3 protein-coding genes are annotated in these 1,198 nt (G+C 35.0%); 1 reads left to right on the plus strand and 2 read right to left on the minus strand.

Annotation, left to right across the window (positions count from 1 at the left end; all coding sequences use genetic code 11):
- Window positions 1-67: 67 nt before the first annotated feature.
- A complete protein-coding gene (locus MUW73_RS04345) occupies window positions 68-253 on the plus strand; it encodes a hypothetical protein (RefSeq protein ID WP_243575313.1) in 186 nt (61 codons plus the stop codon).
- Between the two features lie 390 nt (window positions 254-643).
- On the opposite strand, the gene MUW73_RS04350 is transcribed toward MUW73_RS04345, so the two are convergent.
- Entirely contained in the window at window positions 644-820 is a 177-nt protein-coding gene (locus MUW73_RS04350) for a hypothetical protein (RefSeq protein ID WP_243575314.1), read from the minus strand.
- Between the two features lie 166 nt (window positions 821-986).
- A partial coding sequence (locus MUW73_RS04355; protein WP_243575315.1) for a hypothetical protein occupies window positions 987-1,198 on the minus strand: 212 nt, incomplete at its 5' end.

The raw sequence follows: 1,198 nt of genomic DNA on the forward strand, positions 1-1,198 counted from the left end.
CTTCCAGTTAGCCAATCGTGTTGATTAGGATGACAGAAATTGATGTGAAATGGTAAGAGCAAGTGTGATGAGCCTGATCAACTTTGACTTGACACCATCTTCATCTCGTGCCAGCAATCTCTCTCCAGTTGCTGGACTTTCAGGGGGGAATAAGGCGAAGAAGAAGAGAGAAAGATTTCTTTTATCTGAAACCAGAATTTTTTTTCTTTCTCTCTCTCTCTCTCTTTCTCGGTCTCTATCTTCCTATCACTGAATTTCATGAGTAGTGTAGAGAAATCTTTCTCTATCATGAAATAGAGTGCGAAGAGGAAAAAAATTACTGGAAAAGAAGTCAAGAATGATTCGAGAAAATATAAGTGACAAGGAATGCTGGGACAGATATCACCTTCAAGGTATGCAAAATCCTTGATTTTTCAAATTATTTATTTATTTTTTCTTCTTCTATCGCTCAACTTGTATCACGATGATTCGATAATATTTTATTGCCAATATCAGCTCTGAAGTCAGTCAAGATTACTCTTATTTTCTTATTTAACACCTAGTAGATTAAAGTGTTGGAGGTCTGAAAAACATTGTATTAATCACCATAAGCTGATCACTCTTCTCTTGATCCTTTTGCTTTCTGATTTCGATTAGTTGAGGTTCAAATTTTTTTCATCATCATTTTGTTCGTCCAAGCTTTCATCCTCATCCTCATCCTCTTCTTCTTCTTCTTCTTCTTCTTCTTCTTCTTCTTCTTCTTCTTCTTATTTTTCCTCCTCTTTCTACCAAACAAATCTATACTTAATGATAACCCTTCTAGTGTAGTCCTTTTTTCCAATATCAACAGTATTCGCTATCTTTTGATGCTCTTCAATCCTATTTACATAAAAAACAAGATCCACCGAGAGACATACACATACACATCAGTAGAAAGTAAATGTAATGCAAAAAAGACGATAGCAATCACTTTTGTTTGTACCCTTTTCTACTTTCTTTCTCTCAATTTAATTTGGTTGAATTAATTTTGGATGAATTTTTTTCTCAATCAAATCTGAAATCTGATGAGAGATAGAGAAGAAGAGAGCAGGAGATGAAGAGATGAAGAAAGAGATAGAAAGAAGCTGAATCAATGCACATATACACATCTTATTCGATTCTTTCTCTCTCTCTCTCTCTCTCTCTCTCTCTCTCTCTCTCTCCTTTCCTCCCTTGTTGA

The sequence above is a fragment of the Candidatus Cardinium sp. cByotN1 genome, from assembly GCF_022810525.1.
Classification (GTDB): Bacteria; Bacteroidota; Bacteroidia; order Cytophagales; family Amoebophilaceae; genus Cardinium.